A 22,310-nucleotide genomic window follows, 5' to 3' on the forward strand; every position below is an offset into this window, starting at 1 on the left:
AATAGCAAAATAAAGATATGTTATAATATAACAACAAACAGACAAAATAAAGCCGATGAGGGAGAATTTCCAACATCGGCTTATTAACTATCAGTCAGGATGTACCGCTTAACGTTACACGTTAAATCTAAAGTGCATGATATCGCCATCTTGTACGATATAGGTTTTGCCTTCTAAGCGTGATTTGCCAGCGGCAGCTGCGCCTTTTTCACCGCCATACTCGATAAAATCATCATACGCAATGACTTCGGCACGAATGAAGCCGCGCTCAAAATCAGTATGAATCACGCCAGCGGCTTGCGGAGCCGTTGCGCCAACTGCAACCGTCCAAGCGCGCACTTCTTTAACACCAGCAGTAAAGTAAGTCTGCATATCTAGCAAATCATAACCACCGCGAATGACTTGATCAAGACCGGCCTCGAGCATATCCATCTCAGCTAGGAAGTCTTTTTTGTCGTCTTCATCAAGCTGAGCGATTTCAGATTCGATTTGGTTGCATAGAGCGATAACGATAGAATCTTCGCCAGTCGCATAGTTGCGTACCGCATCAAGGTATGGATTGTTTTCAAAGCCATCTTCACTGACGTTAGCGATATACATGGTTGGTTTTAGGGTGATTAAACCATAACTTCTGATGAGCTTTTTCTCATCAGCATCTAGGTTCGCTGCGCGTGCCGCTTTACCTTCTGCTAATAAAGGCTCAACTTTTTTAAAGATATCAAGCAATGCTTGCGCGTCTTTGTCGCCACCTTTAGCCTTCTTGGTTTGGTTGTGAATGGCACGCTCAACGGCCTCTAAATCTGCCAATGCCAATTCAGTGTTAATGGTTTCGATATCATCAATAGGGCTGACGCGACCATCAACGTGGACGACGTTGTCATCATCAAAACAGCGTACGACGTGCGCAATCGCATCAGTCTCACGGATATTGGCTAGGAACTGGTTGCCCATGCCTTCGCCTTTTGAAGCACCAGCGACTAGACCTGCGATATCCACAAACTCCATCGTCGTTGGTAATACGCGTTCAGGCTTAACGATATCAGCCAGTTTCTTTAGGCGTGGGTCAGGTACTGGTACGATACCTGTGTTGGGATCTTTGGTACAAAATGGAAAGTTTTCAGCGGCAATTCCCGCTTTGGTCAACGCATTAAACAAGGTGGATTTACCCACGTTTGGTAGGCCGACGATGCCGCAATTAAAACCCATAACATTCTCTCAATATATTAATAAAATCAGTTGGTATAAAGATTGGTTAAATGATAAATCAAAATTGGGCATATTGTAGCAAATTTACCTGAATAGGGGTGAGGTTGTTGTATTGTATACTGAGATTTTGCGTTTGGTCATGACTGGCAATTTTGCTGTTTTATCGATTATGGTAAGCTGTGCTATAAAACGATAGTTTGGCTTGTAGGCGTATGACAGGTAAGCGCCTACGACTCGCTAAACTTGACGAGTAATCTTCATTATGAACACCAAGCGCTCTCAGTCAAATCTGCAAACCACTATGTATAAATGCGCCGTATCGATAAAGGCCGCTAAAATAAAACGAAAGGCAAATTCCTATAATGACACCCACGATTTTTGACACGCGCCACTACAATTATCCGCAAAACTTCATCGAGATTAAGCCCAAGCTGGCACGACTTGAGCAGGCAATTAAAATGCTAGAGGCAAATTTAATCGATGCTAATGATGATGCAAATATTGAGCTACTGAATCAAAGGCTTAATAGTGAATTAGGATTGAAAGTAAACTATGCCCGTGAGTTAAATCCTGACCAACTATTAGCAGCCACCACTATCGAAGGCAAAGTGTTGGTCATTGCAGGTGCAGGCTCTGGCAAGACCAAAACGCTCACGTACCGTACCAGTTATTTGTTAGAGAATGGGGTCACGCCCAAAAGCATCTTGCTACTGACCTTTACCCGTAAAGCCGCCAATGAAATAAAAAGCCGTGCCAAAACCTTACTTGCGAATACCTTATTTAATAAACAGTCTGATGAAGACTTGGTAAAGGATAAGCTGCCAACTGATAAGCGGCTCAACGATATCACCAGTGGTACTTTTCACTCATTCTGCAATATGCTGCTGCGTCAATATTCAGGGCTGCTCGGTATTAATCCGCGATTTACGATTTTAGACACGGGCGATAGCGAAGATGCCATCGACTTAATTCACAAAGAAAAAAAGTATACCGCGCAAAATAAGAGCCAAGCATTCCCGCGCAAAAAGACACTGCAAAATATCATTTCTAGCTCTCGGAATAGACGTATTCATATCCGTGATTTAATCGAAAGTAGTTATCCTGATATCGCCGTACATATTCCTATTATCGAGCAATTGGCAGTCGATTTTCATGAGTATAAACGTGCCAATCATCTCTACGACTTTGACGATATTATCAGTCAGGTCGTGCGTCATTTGAAGACTAATGATACCTTTCGCCAAATGCTACAAAACCAATATCGCTACATCATGGTTGATGAATATCAAGACACCAATATTCCGCAAAAGCAGCTGATAGATTTGATTTGTGCATCTGAGTCGGTATCGCTGATGGTGGTCGGTGATGACAATCAAAGTATTTATGCTTTTCGCGGTGCCAATTACGAAAATATTCTGTTATTCGGTGAGACCTATCCCGATGCCAAGCTGATTAAGCTCGAGCAAAACTATCGCAGTACGCCTGCTGTTTTGGATTATATCAATGCTTTGTCCGTGCAAATCACGCTAGGCTATCAAAAACAATTGTACTCTGGCGCATCGATAAGTGGGGATAAGCCAGTGTTTAGCCGCCTAAGCAATGAGACAAAAGAAGCCAAGTATATCGCCGATAAAATCATCGAGCTAAAGTCAGATCATGATTATGATGATTTTGCGGTACTGTGTCGCACATCCTTTCAATCTAACTATGTCCAATTAGAGTTTATGGAGCGTCATATTCCATTCATTGTGGTGGGCGGGATCAAGTTCATTGAAAGGCGACATATCAAAGACGTTTTGGCCTTTGTCAAAGTCCTCTATAACCCGAATGATACGATTGCTTGGCATCGTATTTTGACCTTATTCCAAGGCGTGGGAATAGTCACCGCGACGCGTTTGACCCAAGCGATTAATGCCGATAACAACTCCTTTGAGCCATTACTTACGGCGAAGTTTGCTAAAAAAAGTATACAGCTTGAACCTTTATACAATACGCTCACTAAAGCAAATCAAGCTGAATCCGTCGAGACGGTCATTGAGCTGATTTTAGAGTTCTATATTCCTGTCCTAAAAACGATTGAGGAAAATTGGCGAGAGCGCAAGGAGGACTTTCGTGTGCTCAAAAATTTGGCAATAGAACACAGTAGCTTGATAACTTCTTAGAAAATTTGGCACTCGATCCGCCTAATGATTCGGTCGCAGCCATGGAGAAACCAGAAGATAATGACACAGATAAAGTGACGATTTCGACCATTCACAGTGCGAAGGGGCTGGAGTGGCCAGTGGTGTTTGTTAACTCATTGGTCGATGGTATCACGCCGCACTATCGCTCTTTGGATGACTTTGAAGAGCTAGAAGAAGAACGAAAATTATTCTATGTTGCTTGTAGTCGAGCCAAGACCAGACTGTATCTAACGGCACCTGATTACTTCGCCAGTTATTCAGGGTATTTTGACAAGCCGTCGCGGTTTATCGCTGAGCTGTCTGCGAATGAGGTCACTGTCGAAGCTTCTAAACAGGTGAGAGAGGAGAGTGATGATCCAGTGTGGTGGTGATATTGTGAGTATATTACCACCGCACTGGCATTGACTGACTCTTATATATTTAAGCGTCAGTCTCCGTTTCGCTATCTATGTTGGTATCAATGTCAGTTTCAATATCGAGTATGGGTTCTTCAACAGTATTGACGATTCTAGATTCAACATACGAGCTGCTATGTGCCGTGTCGGTAGTGATTGGATAAATCTCTAAGCGTTCCAATTCCGCCAATAAATCTTGGATGACTTCTTTTTTACGAGTGACAAAAGTAGAGGCAAAGCAGCGCCAAAATTTCCAGCCCGCACGCTCTAAAATACGCTGACGTTGCATATCGCTGTCCCATTTGTCAGGCCCATGATATCTATCGCCATCACATTCAATGGCTAGACTGTTATCGTTTTCACCTTCGACAACCATATCGATTCGGTAGGCACCAGCCTTAACCTGCGGAACCACTCGATAGCCTCTCTCAACCAGAAGGTTAAAAACTTCTGTTTCAAAGGGAGACTCACATTTATCACGCAAGTCAGCTACTTGCTCTTCATTTTGCATAAATGGCGCTTGAAAATGTTTGATGAGTTCAGCGCGATAATGGTCAGCTTGGCTAAGCTCGTCTAGCTCAATACTGCGTACCAAATACATTCTATCGCGCGCTCTTGAGGCCGCAACATTCATACGCTGAGCGAAAGTGTCTCTCGTTTGTGCATGGGCGCTCCGGGTACCACTACCAATGACAAAAACATGATATCGCGCTCTTTGCCTTGAAAGGTTCTGGCATCACCGCAAGCAATGTCAAAAGCAGTCATTACCGTTTCATCTAGTTCTTTGTTGAGTATCTCCATAATATTATGCGCTTGCTTATTGCCTAGCAACGAGACAACACCGATGGTTTTACCTTTGTAAGCTGGATCAGCAACGATGAACTTGATTTCATCGACGATAAATCTGACTTCTGAAGGATTAATATCAGAGCCTTTAAGACGATAGCCGTCAGTGACATAAACATCAATCAATGGTGGGTCTAAGCGTTCTGAGGGCTTGGCTTTACGTAAAGGTATCAGCTCATGATTGTAAAACTCACGTTTTGAGAACTCAATAATAGGTGCAATACTGCGAAAATGTTCTTTTAGCATCACACTGCTATCTGCAAAAACGACTTTGAATAAATCATAGATTGAACGATCAGGCGACATTTGTGAGCGATAGACAGGGACTTGATTGCTCAGATACTGTGCCATCAGATTGCGAATTTTTTCGATATCGAGACCGACGCTTCTGGCGATACTTGCTTGTCATCACCAACGATTAACACTTTCTTAGCTCTCATAATGGCTGGGAGTGCAGTTAAGTCAGACTGAGAGGCTTCATCAATGATAACCAAGTCAAAACTGCCGAACTCTGCGGGCAAGGACTCAGAAATACGATAATGCGGCATAATCCAACACGGAATAGCAGCACTTGCTCCCGCAGAAGCTTCGCGCGCTTCACGGCGATAATAATGCGCGCCTTTGCCTGTTCCCTTACCGATACGCATAATGGCAGAGCGGTATTTTTCTAGAGACGCTCTCACGTTTGGTGTCGCATTTTCTGCAACTTTTAGCCATGCTCTTTTGGTGATGGCTTCTTGATAGAGTCTGGCTAAGCTTACTTCTAAATTGCCACGAGTTTTGGCCAGTTGAACCAATTCCTTGCGACCATCGATGCTGTCTATAAAGCTGGTCAATCTAGCAATTCGCCAAATCTGCTGCCAGTTATCTGATGCCAAGGTGTCTTGAGAATTATTATGAGGTTCATAACGCAATTTCTTCGCCCAAAGTGGTGCGCCGTTATCTTCAATGAGTTGAGTAACATCAGCGACTGTCTGTAAGTCTGTTGCAAGATTATTTACTCGTTTCAGCTCATTAAGCAGTTCTTGATAGTCTGCTTGTAATTCATCATCAGATAAACTCGGGTCACCAATATTTTGAGTGACAAAGGCCGTCATTTTTTCACTAATATTGCCTTTATAGTCAGCAAGCTTATTAAGCAACGTCTCTTTTAACGTGAGACTTTCAGCCAGATTATGTCTCTTTAAGTGTTGTTTAAGAACATTTTCAATCTCAGCCAAGATATCCGTGTCATAAGGTGCTGCAGAAATAATATCCCAATCTATGAATATAGTACTTAACGCTTGCCTGATACTGTGCTGCAAGTGGTTACTAGCAATGATTTCATCATATAGATGAACGGCTGAATGTAACGCAGATAAATTATCAGGCGCTACCTCAAATATTGGTAAGGACAGCTCATTTGATAAGGCGTTCCAGCGAAGGATAAGCGCTTGAGATTTTTTTCTAAACGTTATAAAGCTGGATATATACTGCCAGTCTGCCTCACTTGATGGTGCTGATGAGACTATTGTTATAGACTCAAGGCTTTTTTTCTCAGCAGATTTACCAAAAATCCCAGCGAGACCAAATGGCTTTTTGCCTTCAGATAAATTTTTCACCGCGTCAACGAGCTCTAGATTCTTATCAAAATCATCTGTCATCGTAATAGGTTTGGTTAAATAAATGGTTCTCTCATCAAAAGCGCTTTGATTTCATCATTCAGTATAGTGAGATGAGCGATGATGTCTTGCTTAGTCTCATTAGCTAAATCCTGCTGAATGTCAGTCGTCCAGCTCTGCCCAGCTGCTATAATTTTCTGTAGCAGATCAGTTAAACGAGAAGTATTAGAAGTGACTTCGTGAGCAATATTTATTGTGCTAGCACTGTCATTTATTAAGCTTGGTAGTTCTCCTTGCTGCTCAGCTACATGTGACTCGTTGAGATAACTCAAATCTTTATGAAGTTGTTTTATAGCATTGCTAGGTGGCATTTCTGCAACTGCAGGAATTTTTTTATTAACATAAGCCAAATCACTGCCGAGGTTTACTCTTGCATTTTTTAGCGCCGTGATATCAGCATGAGTAAATCGAGGCTTAAATGTCTCTTCTATACCAATTTATCGGGAAAGCTGTCTATCAACTGTCTGTTTTGAGCAACCTCAGTCGCCGCATCTATAGGCTTGATAGTCTCTTTATCGATAGTGATATCATCAAGATTCAACCGTGCCCAAGCCGTGATTTTATTGTCAGTGTTGGCTAACTGTGCATGAATAGTATCAATTTGATTGTCAAACATGAGGATGTCTTTTTTGTAGGCATCACGATTGATACTAGACACTTCACTCGATATTTTTTTGATGGCATGTTCAAACTGCTTTAAACCCTCGTTCTCGCTGGTCAGTAGACTAACGGCGAGGGGGCGAATAGATTCAGGTAGTTGTCCTTGCAGCACCTTTAATGCAGGGTCTTTCATTGACGTGACCAGTACCCGCTTGCCAAGTGCTAAGTAGTGACAAATGACATTGGCAATAGTATGGGTTTTTCCTGTACCGGGTGGGCCTTGAACGACCACCCCATCGTAGACATTCAGTTGCTGTATGATTTGTACTTGCTCATCATTGAATGCTTTGGGGAAATATAGTTCGGCTGGCGCGCGATATAGCTATCACTGCCGCTCACCGTTGATAAACCACGATAAGCAGGAAGTATGGCTTCTTTGTTTTCTGTGGCGGGTTCTGTCAATATTGCTTTAAGTGCGCTCGGTAAATTGATGTCAGTGACCGTTTCTAGCTGCATTGATAGGTTGTTCAAATCTTGTAAAAATATGTTATTGCTTCTGGGACGCGCCATAATGACCCATGTGTCAGTAACCATTAAGCTATTCTGCACTTTAGGTATTTTTCGATCATCTGCATTAGTATGATCTGGCTGATAAATGCCAGAGGAGTCAAGCAAAGTAACGGCTGACTTCAAGATAGCTCATAGCTACTTGGCAAAAAAGGATTTAATGAAACATCTTCTGAACCATAAAACTCTTTACTGTTTTTTAATAACTTAGCCAAACCTTGATTTTCTTCTATAGAAAAAGGTTCGGTTTCAAGCGTAGGAGTGGATAGGGTAGGCTTGATGAGTAACGCCATCGTTTTTTGATCTAAGGTGATTTCAACAGATTGCGTCAATAGGGGATACTTTATCTGCTTGCTACTTTGCTCATTGTCATTGCTTTTTCTTAGAGCAATACCCATACCCCATACTAACTCTAGCTGTGCATCAGCTAGATTGCCTTGAAGCTGTTGATTAAGCATGAATAGGCTAGAATATAAATCAACACTTTGGCGGACGAGTTTCTCTTGTGCTAGCCAAGGTTTCCAAATTTCTTTGAGATAATCGTTAAATTCCTTTTGTACAAGCCCTCTTTCCGAGAAATCTTTTAAATAAACCTCTTTTTCTGATGATGCTTCTATGTCTAATAATTCATTGTGATAGGTGTCATCAACTTCAAATGGTGTAAATGCTTCTTCATAAGCGATAACACCATCATCTATTAGATTTTTTATATTGATTTTTTCTTGCAATAAAGGTTGATCGCTGAATTTTGCTGGAAACTTTAACCAGTTTGCTAATAGTGAGCTGTTGGGTTTAGGTGCTGAATTTTCACGTAATCGCTCTACACGAAGCCAAACGTCCTCGGAGGCATCATCAGTGATGTTCAGGCTGATACCTGGCAAGTCTATTACTTGTTCCTCAGTACAAGTGAAATCACTATGTTTAGTAAAATCTTGAGTAGGCGTTTTTTTCATCAAAGCACACTGCTTAATGAACTCAATCTGAGAGGCCAGTCTTCGTGCGTAAATACTCATTTGTTAAACCTTCTAAATCATCAAAATTTAAGCCCTGACCTCTCTGTCATATTACACATACTGTTTATCAGTCTTTATAATAAAACTGCTCAGGCGGTTGATAAGTTTTAAATCAGAAAATACTAAACTATAGCACAGAAATTCATAGGGCTAAGTCGTATCTAATATTTTAAAAAATGATGACCAATCATTACTATTTCATCAAACAAACTTCAACTATTCCTATCAAAAATACCTTCTCAAAAACCCCATAACCAAAAGTATGTGACGTGAAAATATTTCTCAGATAAGGGTTTCAAATTTATCCTAATGCGTTACTATTACCACCTAATTCTGTTAGACCCTTATATTTGATACTCTGTATTAACACCCTAAGAAAAGGATAGGTTATGCGCTACGAAGTTATCGTTATCGGTGCAGGTATGGTTGGCACGTCAATCGCGTGGCATCTACAAAAAAATAACTCAAATGTATTATTGTTAGACAAAAAATTGCCAGGGTCAGAGACCTCATACGGCAATGCAGGATTGATTCAGCGCGAAGCCATTCATACACATCCTTTTCCTCGTCAGCTGACAGAAATGATCAGAGTATTGCCAAACCAAGGGACCGATATTCGCTATCGTATCCCGGCCATTTTGCGTTATCACCAAGCGCTGCTTCAGTATTGGAAATACTCTACGCCGGCTTCAGTCAAAAAAATTGAATCAGAGTGGCAGACGCTGATTGAGCATTGTACTAGTGAGCACCAAACCATGATTAGCGCTTCTGGTGCTGACGAGCTCATTACTCGTGATGGTTGGTTGCAATTGCATCGCTCAGAAGAGACGTTCAAAGAAGCGCAAGTATCAGCTATCGACGCACGTAACCAAGGTGTTGAGCATAACGTACTAAACCTTGAAGCGCTAAAAGCAATGGAGCCTAGCGCCAATTTTGAAGGTTTTGTTGGCGCGATTCATTGGAAAAATTCTTGGCAAGTATCGAACCCAAGCTCACTCGTGAAAGCTTATGCAAAAAACTTCCAAGATATGCAGGGTACGATCAAAGAAAGCGATGTGAAAGAAATCGTTCAAGATGGCGAAGGCTGGAAAATTATCACTGATAACGATACCTACTATAGTGATAAATTGGTTATCGCAGCAGGCCCATGGTCTAATGATTTGATCAGACCACTTGGCTATAATCTGCCGTTGTTCCCAATGCGCGGTTATCATCAGCATTTCAAAGTGACAGAAAAGAACACCATTAATCACAGTATGTTTGATATGGACAAAGGCTTTGTGATGGGGCCAATGCAGCAGGGTATCCGTATCACCACTGGTGCTGAGATGACCACGATGAATGCGCCAAAGAACTTTGGTCAGTTAAAAACGGTATTGAAACTGGCTAAAAAGATCTTGCCATTAGAAGATGCAGTTGAGAGTGAAGCATGGGCAGGCTCACGTCCTTGTATGCCTGATATGAAGCCAGTAATCGGTCCTGCTGACAAGCATGACAAACTATGGTTCGCATTTGGTCACAGTCATCAAGGCTTCACTTTAGGCCAATGACAGGGCGTCTGGTTGAAGAAATGATTCACGATAAGCCTGCACTGGTCGATCTTGCACCATTTAGTGCCCAGCGTTTTTCTAACTAAGCGCGTATCTGATATATAGTTGATCCAATTTAAGAGCGGTACAAGGCAACCGAGTGCAGATGTATATGTCATACTTCAAGCGAGGTTAACGCTGTAACGCTTGTATAGTGGATTGACTATAGTTAGCACAGAATTAAATTAATAAATAAAAGGTATAGACATGATTAAGAAGCTACATAGCAATCAACGTATGAGCAAAACCGTAATCCATAACCAGACGATCTATTTGTGTGGTCAGGTCGGTAATGCAGAAGACGATATCAAAGCGCAAACATTGACTTGCTTGGAAAAAATCCAAACGTTATTAGAAGAAGTGGGTAGTGATAAATCAAAACTACTATCAGTAACGGTTTGGATCAAAGATATGGCAGACTTTGCTGCTATGAATGAAGTCTATGACAATTTTTTTGAAGGCATTCAGCCACCAGCACGTGCTTGTGGCGAGTCAGCCCTAGCACGCCCTGAGCTATTGGTTGAGATGATAGCTATCGCTGCTGAGTAATAGATTGCCCGTAGTATCCGTATTAAATAAAAAAGGCCATGATAGCGATATCATGGCCTTTTTTATCGTCTTATGATTTGGTTGTGAATCTATTTTTATAAATTACCAAAGCGAACTAGACTATATTTATTCAACTTATGTCTTATAAAATTATGAATTTTTTGTGTTACCTGTTATTATACGCCAGCAATAATTCTGAGATAATTCACATATATTGAGAAGTTGTAGAGTGCTTTAGCACTGATAGCAGCAATATTATGACTCTCTTTTTTAGCTAATTATAAGTTTGCCTTTTATTAAACATTTTGAGGAAATTCACGTGGAATTTATAGGTGTTATTTTACTTGTCATCGCAAGTATCATGTGCATTATTTATAGCATTAAATTAATTATTATAGCCTTCCAAGAGTCGGTACTCTGGGGGCTGTTATATCTATTTCTTCCATTTGCCAATTTATACTTTATTATCACTCGCTGGGCAGAGTGCAGTTCACCATTTTTGAGATCACTCATAGCCGTTGCATTTATGATTGTGGGCGCTTTGATGGCTTCATAATAATAGCAACGTCATCTTTCTTTAGTCAGAGTATTTTCGTCAAACAGTTAGCATCCTTTCCATACCGCTTGGCGCTTTTCAACAAAGGCGTCAATACCTTCACTCACATCGCCTGCCATCATATTACAAGTCATCACTTCACTGGCATAGCCATAAGCATCTTCGACGCTCATATTCAATTGCTTATAAAACATATCTTTGCCAGTTCTTACCGCTACCGGAGATTTGGCGGTGATAGCTGTGATTAAAGACTGCAAGACTTGTTCTAATTGCTCTGCTGGGGCTACTCGATTGATCAATCCATATTGCAAGGCAGTATGTGCATCGATAAACTCACCAGTAATCAGCATCTCAAACGCTTGCTTACGAGGTAGATTACGACTGACAGCAACGGCAGGCGTGGAGCAAAAAAGCCCAACGTTTATCCCTGAAGTGGCAAATTTGGCTTCATCAGCGGCAACGGCCAAATCACAAGCTGCGACTAGCTGGCATCCTGCTGCTGTCGCAATGCCTTGCACCTTTGCAATGACGACTTGCGGCATACGATTAATAGTGAGCATCATGTGACTGCATTGTTGGAATAGGGCGCGCTGAAAGGCTTCATCTGAATGTGCGCGCATCTCTTTTAGATTGTGACCGGCACAAAACGCTTTACCATTTGCTGCAATGACGACTACACGGATATTGGCATCTTGAGCGATACTGTCCAGTTCCGCTTGTAGCGCAGAGAGTAGCTCAACGGATAAGGCATTGAATTGCTTTGGTCGGTTTAAGGTGAGAGTGACCACGCCACTTTTTCTATCGTCTTTTCTAATAACGAGAAAGTCGTCCATGGCTAAGGCAACGTCAGAGTTTGTCATTTATCATCCTTGATAATGGGTTGTTTCGTTTGGCAGATGCTATGTATAGCTACCTAAATAGTAGCATGGCTTACCTCTTATATAATAGGTTGCTCATGTAGAAAGCAGACAAATAAAAATAGCGATCTCATATTCTGAGGTCGCTATTTGTTTATCAGTCAGATACAAGTTAAGGCTGTATTAAGCTGTATGTACACTGAGTTTAGTATGCGCCTTCGCTATAAATAAGCTCGTAGCTGTGGCTGTATATCTCGACGATATTGCCAAACGGGTCTTCCATGTAGATCATGCGGTAAGGTTTTTCACCAGGGTAATAATAGCGTGGTTTTTCCATACGCTTTTTACCGCCTGCTGCAACGATGCGCTCAGCCAACTCTTCAACATTTGGATCTTGAACGCAGAAGTGAAAGATACCTGTTTTCCAGTATTCAAAGTTGTTTTCAGGGTTTTCTTGATTTTGAATTCAAAAATCTCAACACCGATACGGTCACCAGTAGATAAGTGAGCGATGCGGAAGCTGCCCCAACCAGAACCAAATACTTCAGTACACATCTCACCAATCGGGCTGTCATCTTCAACAATCTCAGTCGGTTCCATGATGGTGTACCAACCCATCACTTCAGTATAAAATTTTACGGCGGCATCTAAGTCAGGGACTGACAGACCGATGTGCGAAAAGCTTCTTGGATAAACGTTGTTCATAGTTTGTGCTCCTGTTTGCTGTATTCTTGTTTAACGTGAGGCCAGTATACAAACGCATATTCATTATGTAAAATTATCAAATATTATATAAATAAGTATGAAACGTAATGATAAATATCACATGGCTACGCACCTTTTGTACGCTTGCAGAAGTGGGGCACTTTACTCGTACCGCTGAACGTCTATATATGACGCAGTCTGGTGTGAGCCAACACATAAGTAAGTTAGAGGAGCAACTAGATACGGACTTGTTGATTCGACAAGGAAAGCGGTTTTCATTGACCAATGCAGGTGAGCAGCTTTATAAAGAAGCAGGTGAGATATTGCAGCGCTTATCAAATTTAGAACAGCACATCGGTGAAGATCCGCCTTATGAAGGATTGGTACGGTTGATGTCACCGGGTAGTGTGGGACTTAAGCTGTATCCGCAGCTTTTGTCTTTACAGCAGCAGCATCCAAAACTAGTGATTGATTACCGTTTTGCTCCAAATTCTGATATTGAGCGGGCGCTGGCAAATCACGAGATTGATATCGGCTTTATGACAGATATCTCAGATGATGAAACGGTTAGCTGCAAGCCTATGGCGCAAGAAGCATTGATACTAGTAACCCCTGCGGCTACAGCAGAGCCTAGCTGGGAGCAGCTTATGGCACTTGGATTTATTGATCATCCGGATGGCGCCCATCATGCAGGCATGCTACTGACTGCCAATTATGAGCAATTTCAGCATATCAATGACTTTGAGAAAAAGGGCTTTTCGAATCAGATTGGCCTGATACTAGAGCCCGTCAGCAGGGGAATAGGTTTTACTGTCTTGCCAGCACATGCAGTGGCTGCCTATCCAAAGCCTGAACTGATTAGCAGTCATCATTTACCAGTTGCCGTTAGTGAGACGCTATATCTGGCAGTCAGACGACAGCAGGTACTCTCTAATAGAATACATACGGTCATTGATGAAGTAAAAAAATGGCTATAGACATGTTGAGAGTGATACATGCACAGCTAGCAAAGGGTTAATCGAAAGTTCAATAGCTGTGCATTTAGTGGAGGAGGTTCACTGATAGATTGCGACTATAAAAGATTGCGTCTATTTTAAAGTCTGCCCAAGTTTGATACTTGCAGCGATATTAGCAGCAGTAGTCTCAATATTGTTATAAGCAGAACCCAACACGTTATCAATCGTGTCTATTTTTTGGATACTCGGCATAACCACATCGAACTGACTGGTCTGGGCAGGTTTTAGTCCATCGACGCTGCCGCAGATAGCGATAACAGGTGTACGGCTAGCGTTAGCGATTTGGCTGATACCGCCTGCCACTTTACCCATAGCTGTTTGCGCATCGAGCTTGCCTTCGCCAGTGATGACTAGATCAGCCTCTGCGATATGCTGTGATAGGTGAGCCACTTCGGCAACTGTATCAAAGCCTGACTTTAGCTGAGCTTGAAAGAATGTCATCATCGCATAGCCAAGACCGCCAGCAGCGCCAGCGCCTTCGACGTATTGACAGTCTTCATAGCCGTGCTCTCCACATATAGTCGCAAAGTGACTGAGTGCCTTGTCCAAGGTATTGACTTGCTCTGGACAAGCGCCTTTTTGTGGGCCAAACACTGCGCTTGCACCCAGCAGACCGCATAACGGATTGGTCACATCACAAGCAACTTCAAATACCGTGTCTGATATCTTTGCATGAAGGCTAGTATTATCGAGCTTATGTAGGCTGGCAAGTGCGCCACCACCATGAGTGAGCAGGCTATCATTCATGTCATGAAATGTTATGCCTAGCGCCATTAGCATGCCAAGACCTGCATCATTGGTTGCGCTACCACCTAGACCAATGACGATACGCTTAGCACCTTCTTCTAACGCATCTTCGATCAGCTCCCCAACACCATAACTACTCGCAATAACGGGATTACGCTCATCAGCTGTCAGTAGGTGCAGTCCGCAGGCTTGAGCCACTTCGATAACAGCAGTCGCATCAGGCAATAACAGATACTTTGCCGTAATCGGCCTCATCAACGGGTCATGTACTCTGACTTCTTTCCAGCGCCCGCCCAATACATAAGACAATACCGCTGAGGTACCTTCACCGCCATCGGCCATTGGCAACAGCTTATAGTCAGCATCTGGAAACACTTGGCTAAAGCCAGATTGAATGGCATGGCAAACGTCCAGTGCTTCTAAACTTTCTTTAAACGAGTCAGGGGCGATCAAAATTTTCATACGGCTCTCTTTGAATATCTTAATGACACGATCATTGCGATAGTGTCATGTTTTAAAACGTTTACTTAGCAATCATCAAATAAACGTATGTATAAATACCCAATTTTATGAACTAGATAAACACTAGGGTCAATAACCAGATAAATACGATGCTAGTCACACCTTGGATACCAGTGGCCATTGAATGAGCTTTGTACGCTTGTGCCACGCTCATGCGACTAAACTGGCTAACAATCCAAAAGAAGCTGTCATTGGCATGCGAGATGGTCATGGCACCAGCACCAATTGCCATCACGCAGAATACACGGCCAAGCTCACTGTCCAAGCCAATTTGGTTCAACAGTGGGGCAACCATTGCAGAGGTTGTGACCAATGCGACCGTGGTTGAGCCTTGTGCTGTTTTTAGCGCAGCAGAGACGATAAATGGCATAAGAATACCTAAACCTAAGGCCGATAACGTTGAACCTAGATAATCGCCAATTGGTGTGACTTTTAGCATGGCACCAAATGCGCCACCAGCACCAGTGATCAGTAGGATAGGGGCTGCTACTACCAAACCTTGCGAGATACTATCGCTGATTTGCTGCGTTTTTTGCTCTGAATCAATCAATAAAAACGATAAAAACAAACCGATAAGTAGTGCAGTAAGCGGATTACCAATGAATATCAAAATCTCCGCTACCATGCTACTGCCAAATGGTGCGCTTGGGAAATTAGCCACCGACGACAGGCAGATTAATATGATAGGCACAATAATCGGTAAAAACGCCATTGTTGCTGAAGGCAAATGGCTGTAATCATCACGAGTTTTCATTCCTTCAGGCATTGCTGCTGGAGCGTCTGCCGCATTGATATTGTCAGGAGTGGCGTTAAGGAAGCGATTAGACCACCACCAGCCAGCCAGTACCGCAACGGCTGTCACGACCACACCGACCATGATGACCAAACCCAAGTTTGACTCTAGACCTAAGTTACCTGCCGCTGCGATTGGGCCTGGCGTGGGCGGTACAAAGGTATGGGTAGCGTATAGTCCAGTTGCCAAGGCAATGCTCATTGCGACACTTGATACATGTAGACGCTCAGCCAAAGACTCTTTTAGAGAGTTCAAGATAATATAGCCAGAGTCACAAAATACAGGTATAGAAACGACTGCACCGACGATAGACATGGTCAAAGTAGGGAAGCGTGGCCCCAATACTTTGATGACTGACTCTGCCATTACGATAGCAGCCCCCGTTTTTTCAAGAATTAAGCCAATAATCGTACCAAATACAATCACAAGACCGATATAGCCTAAGATACCACCGAAACCATCAGAGATCGTTTTTGCGACCGTGTTAAGTGGTACTTGATAAAATAGCGCGACCAAGAAAGCAGAGAGAATCAATACTAAAAAGGGATGCCACTTTAATTTTGCGGTAGCGAAAATAATAAAAAGAATGGTCAGCACAAGCCAAAATACAATCATCACTGTCTCTACATGTAGGTTGATGGCGATAATTGTGGATGCTGCTACTGAGCTATTATTTCATTAATAGCAGCATCAATAGGTATATGGATTTTTAAAGGGGCATATTCTATAGTAAATCCAAGCTGCTAGGGAATCTATTCGGCTCATATTTGATTTTATTCATGGTAAAGCTTAGATACTCTGCTAGTATGTGCTTTTTGCTTCACACGTACCATTATCAGGATGCCTACCTTGACCATATTTACCGCGCCTACTATAGCCAATATAGAAAATGATGAATTACGTCTGCAGCTACAGCAGATTATAGACCTAAAAACAAGCCGCTGGGCGCGCTTGGGCGAATAGAGGCACTCGCTGTGCAGTTGGGCATGATTCAAGGAACGATCACACCGCATATTGAGCAAGCGCAAATACGAGTGTTTGCGGCAGACCATGGTTTAACTAAGCATGGTACATCAGCGTTTCCTAGTGCTGTCACTGCGCAAATGGTTCATAACTTTTTGCAAGGCGGTGCCGCCATCAACGTACTGGCACGCCAGCATAATATTGAGTTAAAGGTTGTTGACGCTGGGGTGGATGCCGACTTTGCTCCTCATCCAAAATTGCTAGATTACAAGGTTCGTCATGGTAGTCGTGATGCGTTAACAGAGCCTGCAATGACAGAAACAGAGTGTTTAGTAGCGCTAGAAAACGGCATGAAAGTCGTCAAGAATCTAGCGGGTAATCTGTTGATTGTTGGGGAGATGGGTATTGGTAATACTTCGGCGGCGAGTCTCTTGCTGGCGAGATTGGGTGATGTACCACTTGCTGATTGTATTGGACGTGGTACCGGTCTTGACGATGCAGGATTAGAGCATAAGACGGATATTTTGACGCAAGTATTAGAGCGTCATCAACAGGCACAAGCACCGTTTGATGTACTCGCTGCATTGGGCGGGCTTGAAATTGCATGATGGCGGGTGCGCTGATTCAGGCTGCTAGTGAACGGCGTATTCTCCTGATTGACGGTTTTATTGCCAGTAGCGCATTATTGGTGCTGAACGCCTAGCGCCCGGTGTTGCTCAATACGCGGTCTTTGCTCATCATTCTGTTGAGCCGGGGCACGCGCATTTATTGAAATCACTAAATGCTGAGCCTTTACTTAATATGGGCATGCGCTTAGGCGAGGGTAGCGGGGCTGCGCTCGCGTATCCATTGTTGCAATCCGCTTGCGCCATTATCAATGAGATGGCAAGCTTTAGTGACGCCGGTATCAGTGAGCAAACCAACTGATGTTGCAGCCATCAGATAAGCCAAAGCCACCAAAAAACGCTGAGTCTAGATTAACTTTCATACAGTCGATAAAGTGTGAATGGCGTCTAATACTGGTCGCTGTTCAATTTTTAACCCGTCTGCCAGTACCGCCGTTTAAAAACTACAATCCGCAATGGTTGCACGAAAGTAGCCGACATTTCCCCGCAGTCGGTTTACTGGTTGGCTTACTCTGTGCTGGCGTGTTTTGGCTGGGCAGTCTGTTATTTACGCCCCTAGTTGCTGCAGTGCTGAGCACAGCTTTTGGAATTAAGCTCACTGGCGCTTTTCATGAAGATGGTCTTGCGGATAGCTGTGACGGTCTCGGCGGTGGTCTGACTCGCGAGCGCACACTGACTATTATGAAAGACTCGCGCCTAGGTACTTATGGTGTATTAGGTTTGGTGTCGGCGCTATTACTCAAAATTAGCTTACTTGCCTCGATGCCCATACCGATAGCTGTCATCGCGCTTATCATAGGACATACCGCGTCGCGTCTACTTTGCATTAGCCTGCTGTCTTTACTACCTTATGGTGGAGAGATAGAACACGCAAAAGCCAAACCGATGGCGCAGCAATTGACGCCAATACAAGGGCTATATAGCAGTGGCTGGCTAATATTGGCTATTATTTTAGTCGCCCTTATATTCCCCAATACGATGCAGCAGATTGGAATTGGTCGATGGTTATTAGCCATCATACTGGCGCTGATAGCCACTGACTACATGCGACGTTTATTGCGCAGGCGCTTGGATGGTTACACGGGCGATGGGCTCGGCGCGACGCAGCAGCTTAGTGAAATTGCTATTTATATCGGACTGGCTGCTTCTATACCCTTTATTTAAATCAAATCGTCAACAAGGACCATACTCATTCATGATTCTCTATATTTGGCGTCATCCCAAACCGATGAATACTGAAGGAATTTGTATTGGACAAACTGATATCGGCGTCGATAAACGTAAGTTGAAACGTCTTGCCAATAAAATCGAGCGCTTTGTGCGTTTGCATCATTCACCAAAAACAATTTGGGTCAGCCCCTTACAACGTTCACTAAAAGTCGGGCAAATATTAGCGCAACGTAGTTTGAGTGTCGAGTCGCACCTGAATTGGCTGAGATTCATTTCGGTGAGTGGATGGTAAGAATTGGCAGCAAATCACCAAGCAAGAGATTGATGAGTGGTGTAATAATTTTACCCATTTTGCACCCAGTCATGGAGAGAGCTTACAGCAGCTATTCGAGCGTGTTGAAGGTTGGTTGGTTAAGGTTTCAGCTGAACAAAAAGATAGCCCAGTATTAGTCATCGGTCATGCAGGCTGGATAAATGCAGCCAAGATAATAGCTGCTGACCAAGAAATGCCGAAAACAGCCGCTGAGTGGCCGCGCTCTGTCGCATATCTGTCCTGTAATCGTATTGATATTTAATTAAAAAAACGGCCATTATGTTGACCGTTCTTAAATTTTGAATGCTTTTGGGTACTTTTGAATAGTTCAGGAGGCTGCTAGCTTTCAGCTTGTAGCTCATCGATCTTTTCAAAGTAAGCTCTCTCGTTTTCTGCTAAGCCTAGGTTCGAATCAAGCTCACATAAATGCCTCTATCATCCAGTGTTGCATACCAGTGGTCTGCATCATTATCGGTTAGGATTTGAAAGTATTTATTATTAACGATTCTACCCACCTTATAAATTTCACCTTCGCTATAAAAGTGATTGCCTTGGGTGCAGCGTAATTTGTCGTCAGTATTTATCATGTCATTGCAGCCTATCGTTATCTAAATAAAATCTATCAATTAAATACAATGAGCATATCAACTCAGGTGACAATAATAAAGATGACTTTATAGGTAGTATCTTATTGTTAAGTATAGGCTTTCCAAGCTATTTATTACAAATAGTTGCTAGAATATATCACTGCACAAGATACCTGATAAAATCATCAATTGAGCGCGATAGCAAAACGCAAAAAAGCCAGCAACATGACGTTACTGGCTTTTTCAGACTAGATCTAGATATTCAAAAAATTACTCTTCTGAATAATCTTCGTTCTCGTCTTCAACTTCTGTTGCTGACTCTTCGCTGTCGCCATCTTCAGAAAGAATGGTAACTAGAATAGTAGCGGTAACGTCATGATGTAGTTGAATATCAACATTGTATTCGCCAACTTGACGTAAAGTGCCTTCAGGAAGCTTGATTTCAGCACGGTCTACTTCTAGACCTGAGTTAGTCAATGCTTCAGCAATATCGCGAGTACCGATAGAGCCGAATAGCTTGCCTTCGTCGCCTGATTTAGCACGCATGATGACATTAACGTCAGTTAGCGCATCAGCACGTTCTTGAGCAACAGCTACTTCTTTCGCTTCTTCAGCTTCAAGCTCGGCACGACGTGCTTCGAACTTTTCAATGTTAGCTGCAGTAGCAGGTAGTGCTTTACCCAAAGGGATAAGAAAGTTACGTCCGTAACCTGGTTTCACATCGACAGTTTCACCGAGTTTACCAAGGTTGACGATACGCTGTAACAAAATAATTTGCATGAGTCATTCCTAGTTAAAATTAACGGTTAACCCTGATGGTTATCAGTGTATGGAAGTAGCGATAAATAACGAGCTTGCTTGATAGCAGTAGCTAGTTGACGCTGATATTTAGTAGATGTACCGGTAATGCGGCTTGGTACGATTTTACCATTATCACTGATGTACTGTTTTAGCAATTCAACATCTTTATAATCGATGTGAGTGATGCCTTCAGCAGTGAAACGGCAGAATTTGCGACGGCGATAGAAACGTGCCATGAGTATTCTCCTTTAATTAGTCTTCACTGTTGTCGTTGTCGTCATTATCGTTTTCACGACTGTCTGGACGACGAGTAGTTGCTTTGCGTGCGCGTTTTTCATCGGCATTCTTGGCTAACTGCGACTCTTCAGTGACAGCGTCGTCACGGCGCATAACTAGACTACGAATGATCGCGTCGTTATAACGGAATAATTCTTCAAGTTCAGCTAAAGTTTCACCGTCAGTTTCAATGTTGAAAAGAACGTAGTGAGCTTTGTGAATCTTGTTGATTGGATATGCCAATTGACGGCGGCCCCAATCTTCTAAACGATGGATAACACCGTTGTTATCTTGAACTAACTTGATGTAGCGCTCAACCATGCCGACCACTTGGTCGCTTTGGTCTGGGTGTACAAGTAACACCAGTTCGTAATGTCGCATTATGACTCCTTACGGATTAGTAGCTATTAACCCTATGTTAATAGCAAGGAGATTTATAAGGTAAGCCCGATTTCTAGCTATTATTATGAAAAATAATAAGAAATAAGCTTAGTTTATAAAGCGCCGTATTATAACAGTAGTTAGCAACTAACACAAAGGTTAATCACTGAGCCACCGTTAATAAATTATAACAATAATTAGAAATGCTCGGTTCATAAAAAAGCAGCGATATCACGCTGCTTTTTTATCAAAATAATAAGATGGATTGTTAATAAACAAGCTATTTTATCTTTGGTTCTTTCACTAACTGACTGCTATCTGCTTTTACCACTAAGGTTTTGGCCAATTTGTCATGCCAGCCGATATTTTCAGGCTTTTCGATGCCATGTAATAGTGAATAGCAATAATCACGAACCCTAAGAAGCTAGTAAACGAAAACAATAAGTTATAAATAATAAATAATAACAAAGTACGCACACCAATAAGCTTGGTAAAAGAGGGCAACCGATGGGTGGTTTGATCCACCACGCGAATACCCGTAATCAGCTTACCGAGTGACTGACCACGCAGTGTGATAAATACCAATTGCAGCGCAAATAAGCCAAATACCATCACTTGCGACATCATCAATGTGCTACTAGGAAGACTCTCCATCAGTGTCATTGAATACTGATAAGCCGCATCCATGTCTTGGATATTTTGGAATTTGGTATAATCCACATCCATTTTGGTCAATGCCATCACTAGCGGAAAAATAGCCAGTAGATAGAGTAGTCCATTGATGGCTGTTGCTAATACTCGCGACATAATCGGTGCAAGTACCACATTGCCGACGACTTTGTCTTTGCTAGACGCAGCCTTATTGCTATTAGACTTGTTTAGTGACACATTATTGTGCGGTGTTTGCTGACGATTGGTGGTCATGTCAGCTTTCATATTTTTATCCGTGTCTTTTGGACGTTCAGGCTTGCCATACAATCTATCTAATGAAACTGATTTGCTATCCGAGCTATTGCTAGCGTTGTCTTCAGGAAAAACAGTTACATTATTGATAATAGAGTCATTAACTTGAGGCTTGCCAAGGTTGGTAGGTCGATAAACCGTTTGATTATTGGTCAAGTTACCGACACGCTGCCATTGGTCTAAGCCTTCATGCCACATCAAATCATCCAGCAGTACTTCACCAGATGCCAACATGATATTTAGCTGCTCCAAATTGTAGGGACCAGCTTGTACGTTATTTCGAGCAAGGAAAATCTGCATAATTGCCTGCATAGTTAGTCATATCTTAAGTCACTATATATGATACATAGTATTAGGGCCTATTTAACATTTTTCAAATAGACCCTAATAATTGTTTCTTTAATGACTGTGTGAATTACTGCTGT

24 protein-coding genes and 3 pseudogenes are annotated in these 22,310 nt (G+C 42.5%); 9 read left to right on the forward strand and 18 right to left on the reverse strand.

Annotation, left to right across the window (positions count from 1 at the left end; translation table 11 throughout):
- Window positions 1-114 precede the first annotated feature (114 nt).
- Entirely contained in the window at window positions 115-1,206 is a 1,092-nt protein-coding gene (ychF, locus tag TT12_RS02895; RefSeq protein WP_045446876.1) for a redox-regulated ATPase YchF, read from the reverse strand.
- A 362-nt stretch (window positions 1,207-1,568) separates the two neighbouring features.
- Between ychF and TT12_RS02900 the strand changes: the two genes are divergently transcribed.
- Complete coding sequence (locus tag TT12_RS02900) at window positions 1,569-3,368, forward strand: ATP-dependent helicase (protein WP_243443297.1); 1,800 nt, start codon at window positions 1,569-1,571, stop codon at window positions 3,366-3,368.
- A 5-nt stretch (window positions 3,369-3,373) separates the two neighbouring features.
- On the forward strand, window positions 3,374-3,760 hold the full coding sequence (locus TT12_RS16320) for a 3'-5' exonuclease (RefSeq protein ID WP_243443298.1): 387 nt from the start codon (window positions 3,374-3,376) through the stop codon (window positions 3,758-3,760).
- A 49-nt stretch (window positions 3,761-3,809) separates the two neighbouring features.
- Here the strand turns inward: TT12_RS16320 and TT12_RS15205 are convergent, their stop codons facing one another.
- From TT12_RS15205 to TT12_RS15235, 7 genes are all read right to left on the reverse strand, one after another.
- A complete protein-coding gene (locus TT12_RS15205; protein WP_207803976.1) occupies window positions 3,810-4,418 on the reverse strand; it encodes a PDDEXK-like endonuclease domain-containing protein in 609 nt (202 codons plus the stop codon).
- Window positions 4,415-4,981: an AAA domain-containing protein gene (locus TT12_RS15210; RefSeq protein WP_207803977.1), complete on the reverse strand. Its 567-nt coding sequence runs from the start codon at window positions 4,979-4,981 to the stop codon at window positions 4,415-4,417. Before TT12_RS15210 ends, TT12_RS15205 begins: the two co-directional genes overlap by 4 nt.
- Window positions 4,981-6,273 (reverse strand): AAA domain-containing protein, encoded by a 1,293-nt coding sequence (locus TT12_RS15215; protein ID WP_207803978.1) that lies wholly within the window; start codon window positions 6,271-6,273, stop codon window positions 4,981-4,983. Before TT12_RS15215 ends, TT12_RS15210 begins: the two co-directional genes overlap by 1 nt.
- 14 nt (window positions 6,274-6,287) lie before the next feature.
- On the reverse strand, window positions 6,288-6,641 hold the full coding sequence (locus tag TT12_RS15220; protein WP_207803979.1) for a hypothetical protein: 354 nt from the start codon (window positions 6,639-6,641) through the stop codon (window positions 6,288-6,290).
- 77 nt (window positions 6,642-6,718) lie between these two features.
- Window positions 6,719-7,183, reverse strand: a complete 465-nt coding sequence (locus TT12_RS15225) for an AAA domain-containing protein (RefSeq protein WP_207803980.1) — start codon at window positions 7,181-7,183, stop codon at window positions 6,719-6,721.
- Window positions 7,184-7,197: 14 nt separating this feature from the next.
- The gene (locus TT12_RS15230; RefSeq protein ID WP_207803981.1) at window positions 7,198-7,584 is read right to left on the reverse strand and encodes a hypothetical protein; all 387 of its coding nucleotides are present in this window, start codon (window positions 7,582-7,584) and stop codon (window positions 7,198-7,200) included.
- Window positions 7,581-8,471 carry a hypothetical protein gene (locus TT12_RS15235; protein WP_207803982.1) on the reverse strand — a complete coding sequence of 297 codons (891 nt, stop codon included), beginning with the start codon at window positions 8,469-8,471 and terminating at the stop codon, window positions 7,581-7,583. The genes TT12_RS15230 and TT12_RS15235 overlap by 4 nt, the downstream gene beginning before the upstream one ends.
- A 389-nt stretch (window positions 8,472-8,860) precedes the next feature.
- Here TT12_RS15235 and TT12_RS02910 point away from each other — a divergent pair.
- Both TT12_RS02910 and TT12_RS02915 read left to right on the forward strand, forming a co-directional pair.
- A pseudogene (locus TT12_RS02910) lies at window positions 8,861-10,107 on the forward strand (NAD(P)/FAD-dependent oxidoreductase).
- Window positions 10,108-10,270: 163 nt separating this feature from the next.
- Complete coding sequence (locus TT12_RS02915) at window positions 10,271-10,609, forward strand: RidA family protein (protein ID WP_045452271.1); 339 nt, start codon at window positions 10,271-10,273, stop codon at window positions 10,607-10,609.
- Window positions 10,610-11,212: 603 nt separating this feature from the next.
- Here TT12_RS02915 and TT12_RS02925 read toward each other — a convergent pair.
- From TT12_RS02925 to TT12_RS19020, 3 genes and pseudogenes are all read right to left on the reverse strand, one after another.
- A complete protein-coding gene (locus TT12_RS02925) occupies window positions 11,213-12,025 on the reverse strand; it encodes an enoyl-CoA hydratase (protein WP_045452086.1) in 813 nt (270 codons plus the stop codon).
- Window positions 12,026-12,227: 202 nt separating this feature from the next.
- Window positions 12,228-12,398, reverse strand: a complete 171-nt coding sequence (locus TT12_RS19015) for a VOC family protein (RefSeq protein WP_353511611.1) — start codon at window positions 12,396-12,398, stop codon at window positions 12,228-12,230.
- A 239-nt stretch (window positions 12,399-12,637) separates the two neighbouring features.
- Window positions 12,638-12,727: pseudogene (locus tag TT12_RS19020) on the reverse strand (VOC family protein); the annotation flags it as partial.
- A gap of 107 nt (window positions 12,728-12,834) precedes the next feature.
- Between TT12_RS19020 and TT12_RS02935 the strand changes: the two are divergent.
- The gene (locus tag TT12_RS02935) at window positions 12,835-13,704 is read left to right on the forward strand and encodes a LysR family transcriptional regulator (protein ID WP_045452089.1); all 870 of its coding nucleotides are present in this window, start codon (window positions 12,835-12,837) and stop codon (window positions 13,702-13,704) included.
- Window positions 13,705-13,815: 111 nt separating this feature from the next.
- On the opposite strand, the gene TT12_RS02940 is transcribed toward TT12_RS02935, so the two are convergent.
- Together TT12_RS02940 and TT12_RS02945 are read right to left on the reverse strand one after the other, a co-directional pair.
- Window positions 13,816-14,952, reverse strand: a complete 1,137-nt coding sequence (locus TT12_RS02940; protein WP_045452092.1) for a glycerate kinase — start codon at window positions 14,950-14,952, stop codon at window positions 13,816-13,818.
- A 112-nt stretch (window positions 14,953-15,064) separates the two neighbouring features.
- Window positions 15,065-16,420, reverse strand: coding sequence for a GntP family permease (locus TT12_RS02945; RefSeq protein ID WP_201605667.1), 1,356 nt, complete (start codon window positions 16,418-16,420; stop codon window positions 15,065-15,067).
- 344 nt (window positions 16,421-16,764) lie between these two features.
- Between TT12_RS02945 and cobT the strand changes: the two are divergent.
- The 4 genes and pseudogenes from cobT (at window position 16,765) to TT12_RS16330 (ending at window position 19,139) form a co-directional block, all read left to right on the forward strand.
- A pseudogene (gene cobT / locus TT12_RS02950) lies at window positions 16,765-17,695 on the forward strand (nicotinate-nucleotide--dimethylbenzimidazole phosphoribosyltransferase).
- A complete protein-coding gene (gene cobS, locus TT12_RS02955; RefSeq protein ID WP_045452098.1) occupies window positions 17,695-18,558 on the forward strand; it encodes an adenosylcobinamide-GDP ribazoletransferase in 864 nt (287 codons plus the stop codon). Before cobT ends, cobS begins: the two are co-directional and overlap by 1 nt.
- 31 nt (window positions 18,559-18,589) lie before the next feature.
- Window positions 18,590-18,856 (forward strand): histidine phosphatase family protein, encoded by a 267-nt coding sequence (locus TT12_RS16325; RefSeq protein WP_243443300.1) that lies wholly within the window; start codon window positions 18,590-18,592, stop codon window positions 18,854-18,856.
- Window positions 18,846-19,139 (forward strand): histidine phosphatase family protein, encoded by a 294-nt coding sequence (locus TT12_RS16330; RefSeq protein ID WP_243443301.1) that lies wholly within the window; start codon window positions 18,846-18,848, stop codon window positions 19,137-19,139. Before TT12_RS16325 ends, TT12_RS16330 begins: the two co-directional genes overlap by 11 nt.
- A gap of 139 nt (window positions 19,140-19,278) precedes the next feature.
- Here the strand turns inward: TT12_RS16330 and TT12_RS02965 are convergent, their stop codons facing one another.
- The 5 genes from TT12_RS02965 to TT12_RS02985 all read right to left on the reverse strand — a co-directional run bounded on the left by TT12_RS02965 (window position 19,279) and on the right by TT12_RS02985 (window position 22,197).
- The gene (locus TT12_RS02965; RefSeq protein ID WP_243443302.1) at window positions 19,279-19,464 is read right to left on the reverse strand and encodes a hypothetical protein; all 186 of its coding nucleotides are present in this window, start codon (window positions 19,462-19,464) and stop codon (window positions 19,279-19,281) included.
- A gap of 270 nt (window positions 19,465-19,734) precedes the next feature.
- Window positions 19,735-20,244, reverse strand: coding sequence for a 50S ribosomal protein L9 (rplI, locus tag TT12_RS02970; protein WP_045452101.1), 510 nt, complete (start codon window positions 20,242-20,244; stop codon window positions 19,735-19,737).
- A gap of 26 nt (window positions 20,245-20,270) precedes the next feature.
- Window positions 20,271-20,501 (reverse strand): 30S ribosomal protein S18, encoded by a 231-nt coding sequence (gene rpsR / locus TT12_RS02975; RefSeq protein ID WP_010198808.1) that lies wholly within the window; start codon window positions 20,499-20,501, stop codon window positions 20,271-20,273.
- Between the two features lie 16 nt (window positions 20,502-20,517).
- The gene (gene rpsF, locus TT12_RS02980) at window positions 20,518-20,922 is read right to left on the reverse strand and encodes a 30S ribosomal protein S6 (protein WP_045446907.1); all 405 of its coding nucleotides are present in this window, start codon (window positions 20,920-20,922) and stop codon (window positions 20,518-20,520) included.
- Between the two features lie 330 nt (window positions 20,923-21,252).
- Window positions 21,253-22,197 carry an RDD family protein gene (locus TT12_RS02985; RefSeq protein WP_243443303.1) on the reverse strand — a complete coding sequence of 315 codons (945 nt, stop codon included), beginning with the start codon at window positions 22,195-22,197 and terminating at the stop codon, window positions 21,253-21,255.
- Window positions 22,198-22,310: the final 113 nt, after the last annotated feature.

Origin of the sequence: Psychrobacter sp. JCM 18903, assembly GCF_000586475.1 — a bacterium.
Lineage (GTDB): Bacteria > Pseudomonadota > Gammaproteobacteria > Pseudomonadales > Moraxellaceae > Psychrobacter.

Coding starts and splice junctions, on each gene's coding strand:
- rpsF (WP_045446907.1), bottom strand. CDS start 20,922: ATGCGACATTACGAACTGGTGTTACTTGTACACCCAGACCAAAGCGAC.
- rplI (WP_045452101.1), bottom strand. CDS start 20,244: ATGCAAATTATTTTGTTACAGCGTATCGTCAACCTTGGTAAACTCGGT.
- TT12_RS02935 (WP_045452089.1), top strand. CDS start 12,835: ATGATAAATATCACATGGCTACGCACCTTTTGTACGCTTGCAGAAGTG.
- TT12_RS02925 (WP_045452086.1), bottom strand. CDS start 12,025: ATGACAAACTCTGACGTTGCCTTAGCCATGGACGACTTTCTCGTTATT.
- TT12_RS15210 (WP_207803977.1), bottom strand. CDS start 4,981: ATGGCACAGTATCTGAGCAATCAAGTCCCTGTCTATCGCTCACAAATG.
- cobS (WP_045452098.1), top strand. CDS start 17,695: ATGTTGCAGCCATCAGATAAGCCAAAGCCACCAAAAAACGCTGAGTCT.
- TT12_RS02900 (WP_243443297.1), top strand. CDS start 1,569: ATGACACCCACGATTTTTGACACGCGCCACTACAATTATCCGCAAAAC.
- rpsR (WP_010198808.1), bottom strand. CDS start 20,501: ATGGCACGTTTCTATCGCCGTCGCAAATTCTGCCGTTTCACTGCTGAA.
- ychF (WP_045446876.1), bottom strand. CDS start 1,206: ATGGGTTTTAATTGCGGCATCGTCGGCCTACCAAACGTGGGTAAATCC.
- TT12_RS02985 (WP_243443303.1), bottom strand. CDS start 22,197: ATGCAGGCAATTATGCAGATTTTCCTTGCTCGAAATAACGTACAAGCT.
- TT12_RS02945 (WP_201605667.1), bottom strand. CDS start 16,420: ATGATTGTATTTTGGCTTGTGCTGACCATTCTTTTTATTATTTTCGCT.
- TT12_RS15205 (WP_207803976.1), bottom strand. CDS start 4,418: ATGAATGTTGCGGCCTCAAGAGCGCGCGATAGAATGTATTTGGTACGC.
- TT12_RS15215 (WP_207803978.1), bottom strand. CDS start 6,273: ATGACAGATGATTTTGATAAGAATCTAGAGCTCGTTGACGCGGTGAAA.
- TT12_RS02940 (WP_045452092.1), bottom strand. CDS start 14,952: ATGAAAATTTTGATCGCCCCTGACTCGTTTAAAGAAAGTTTAGAAGCA.
- TT12_RS02965 (WP_243443302.1), bottom strand. CDS start 19,464: ATGATAAATACTGACGACAAATTACGCTGCACCCAAGGCAATCACTTT.
- TT12_RS15235 (WP_207803982.1), bottom strand. CDS start 8,471: ATGAGTATTTACGCACGAAGACTGGCCTCTCAGATTGAGTTCATTAAG.
- TT12_RS16325 (WP_243443300.1), top strand. CDS start 18,590: ATGATTCTCTATATTTGGCGTCATCCCAAACCGATGAATACTGAAGGA.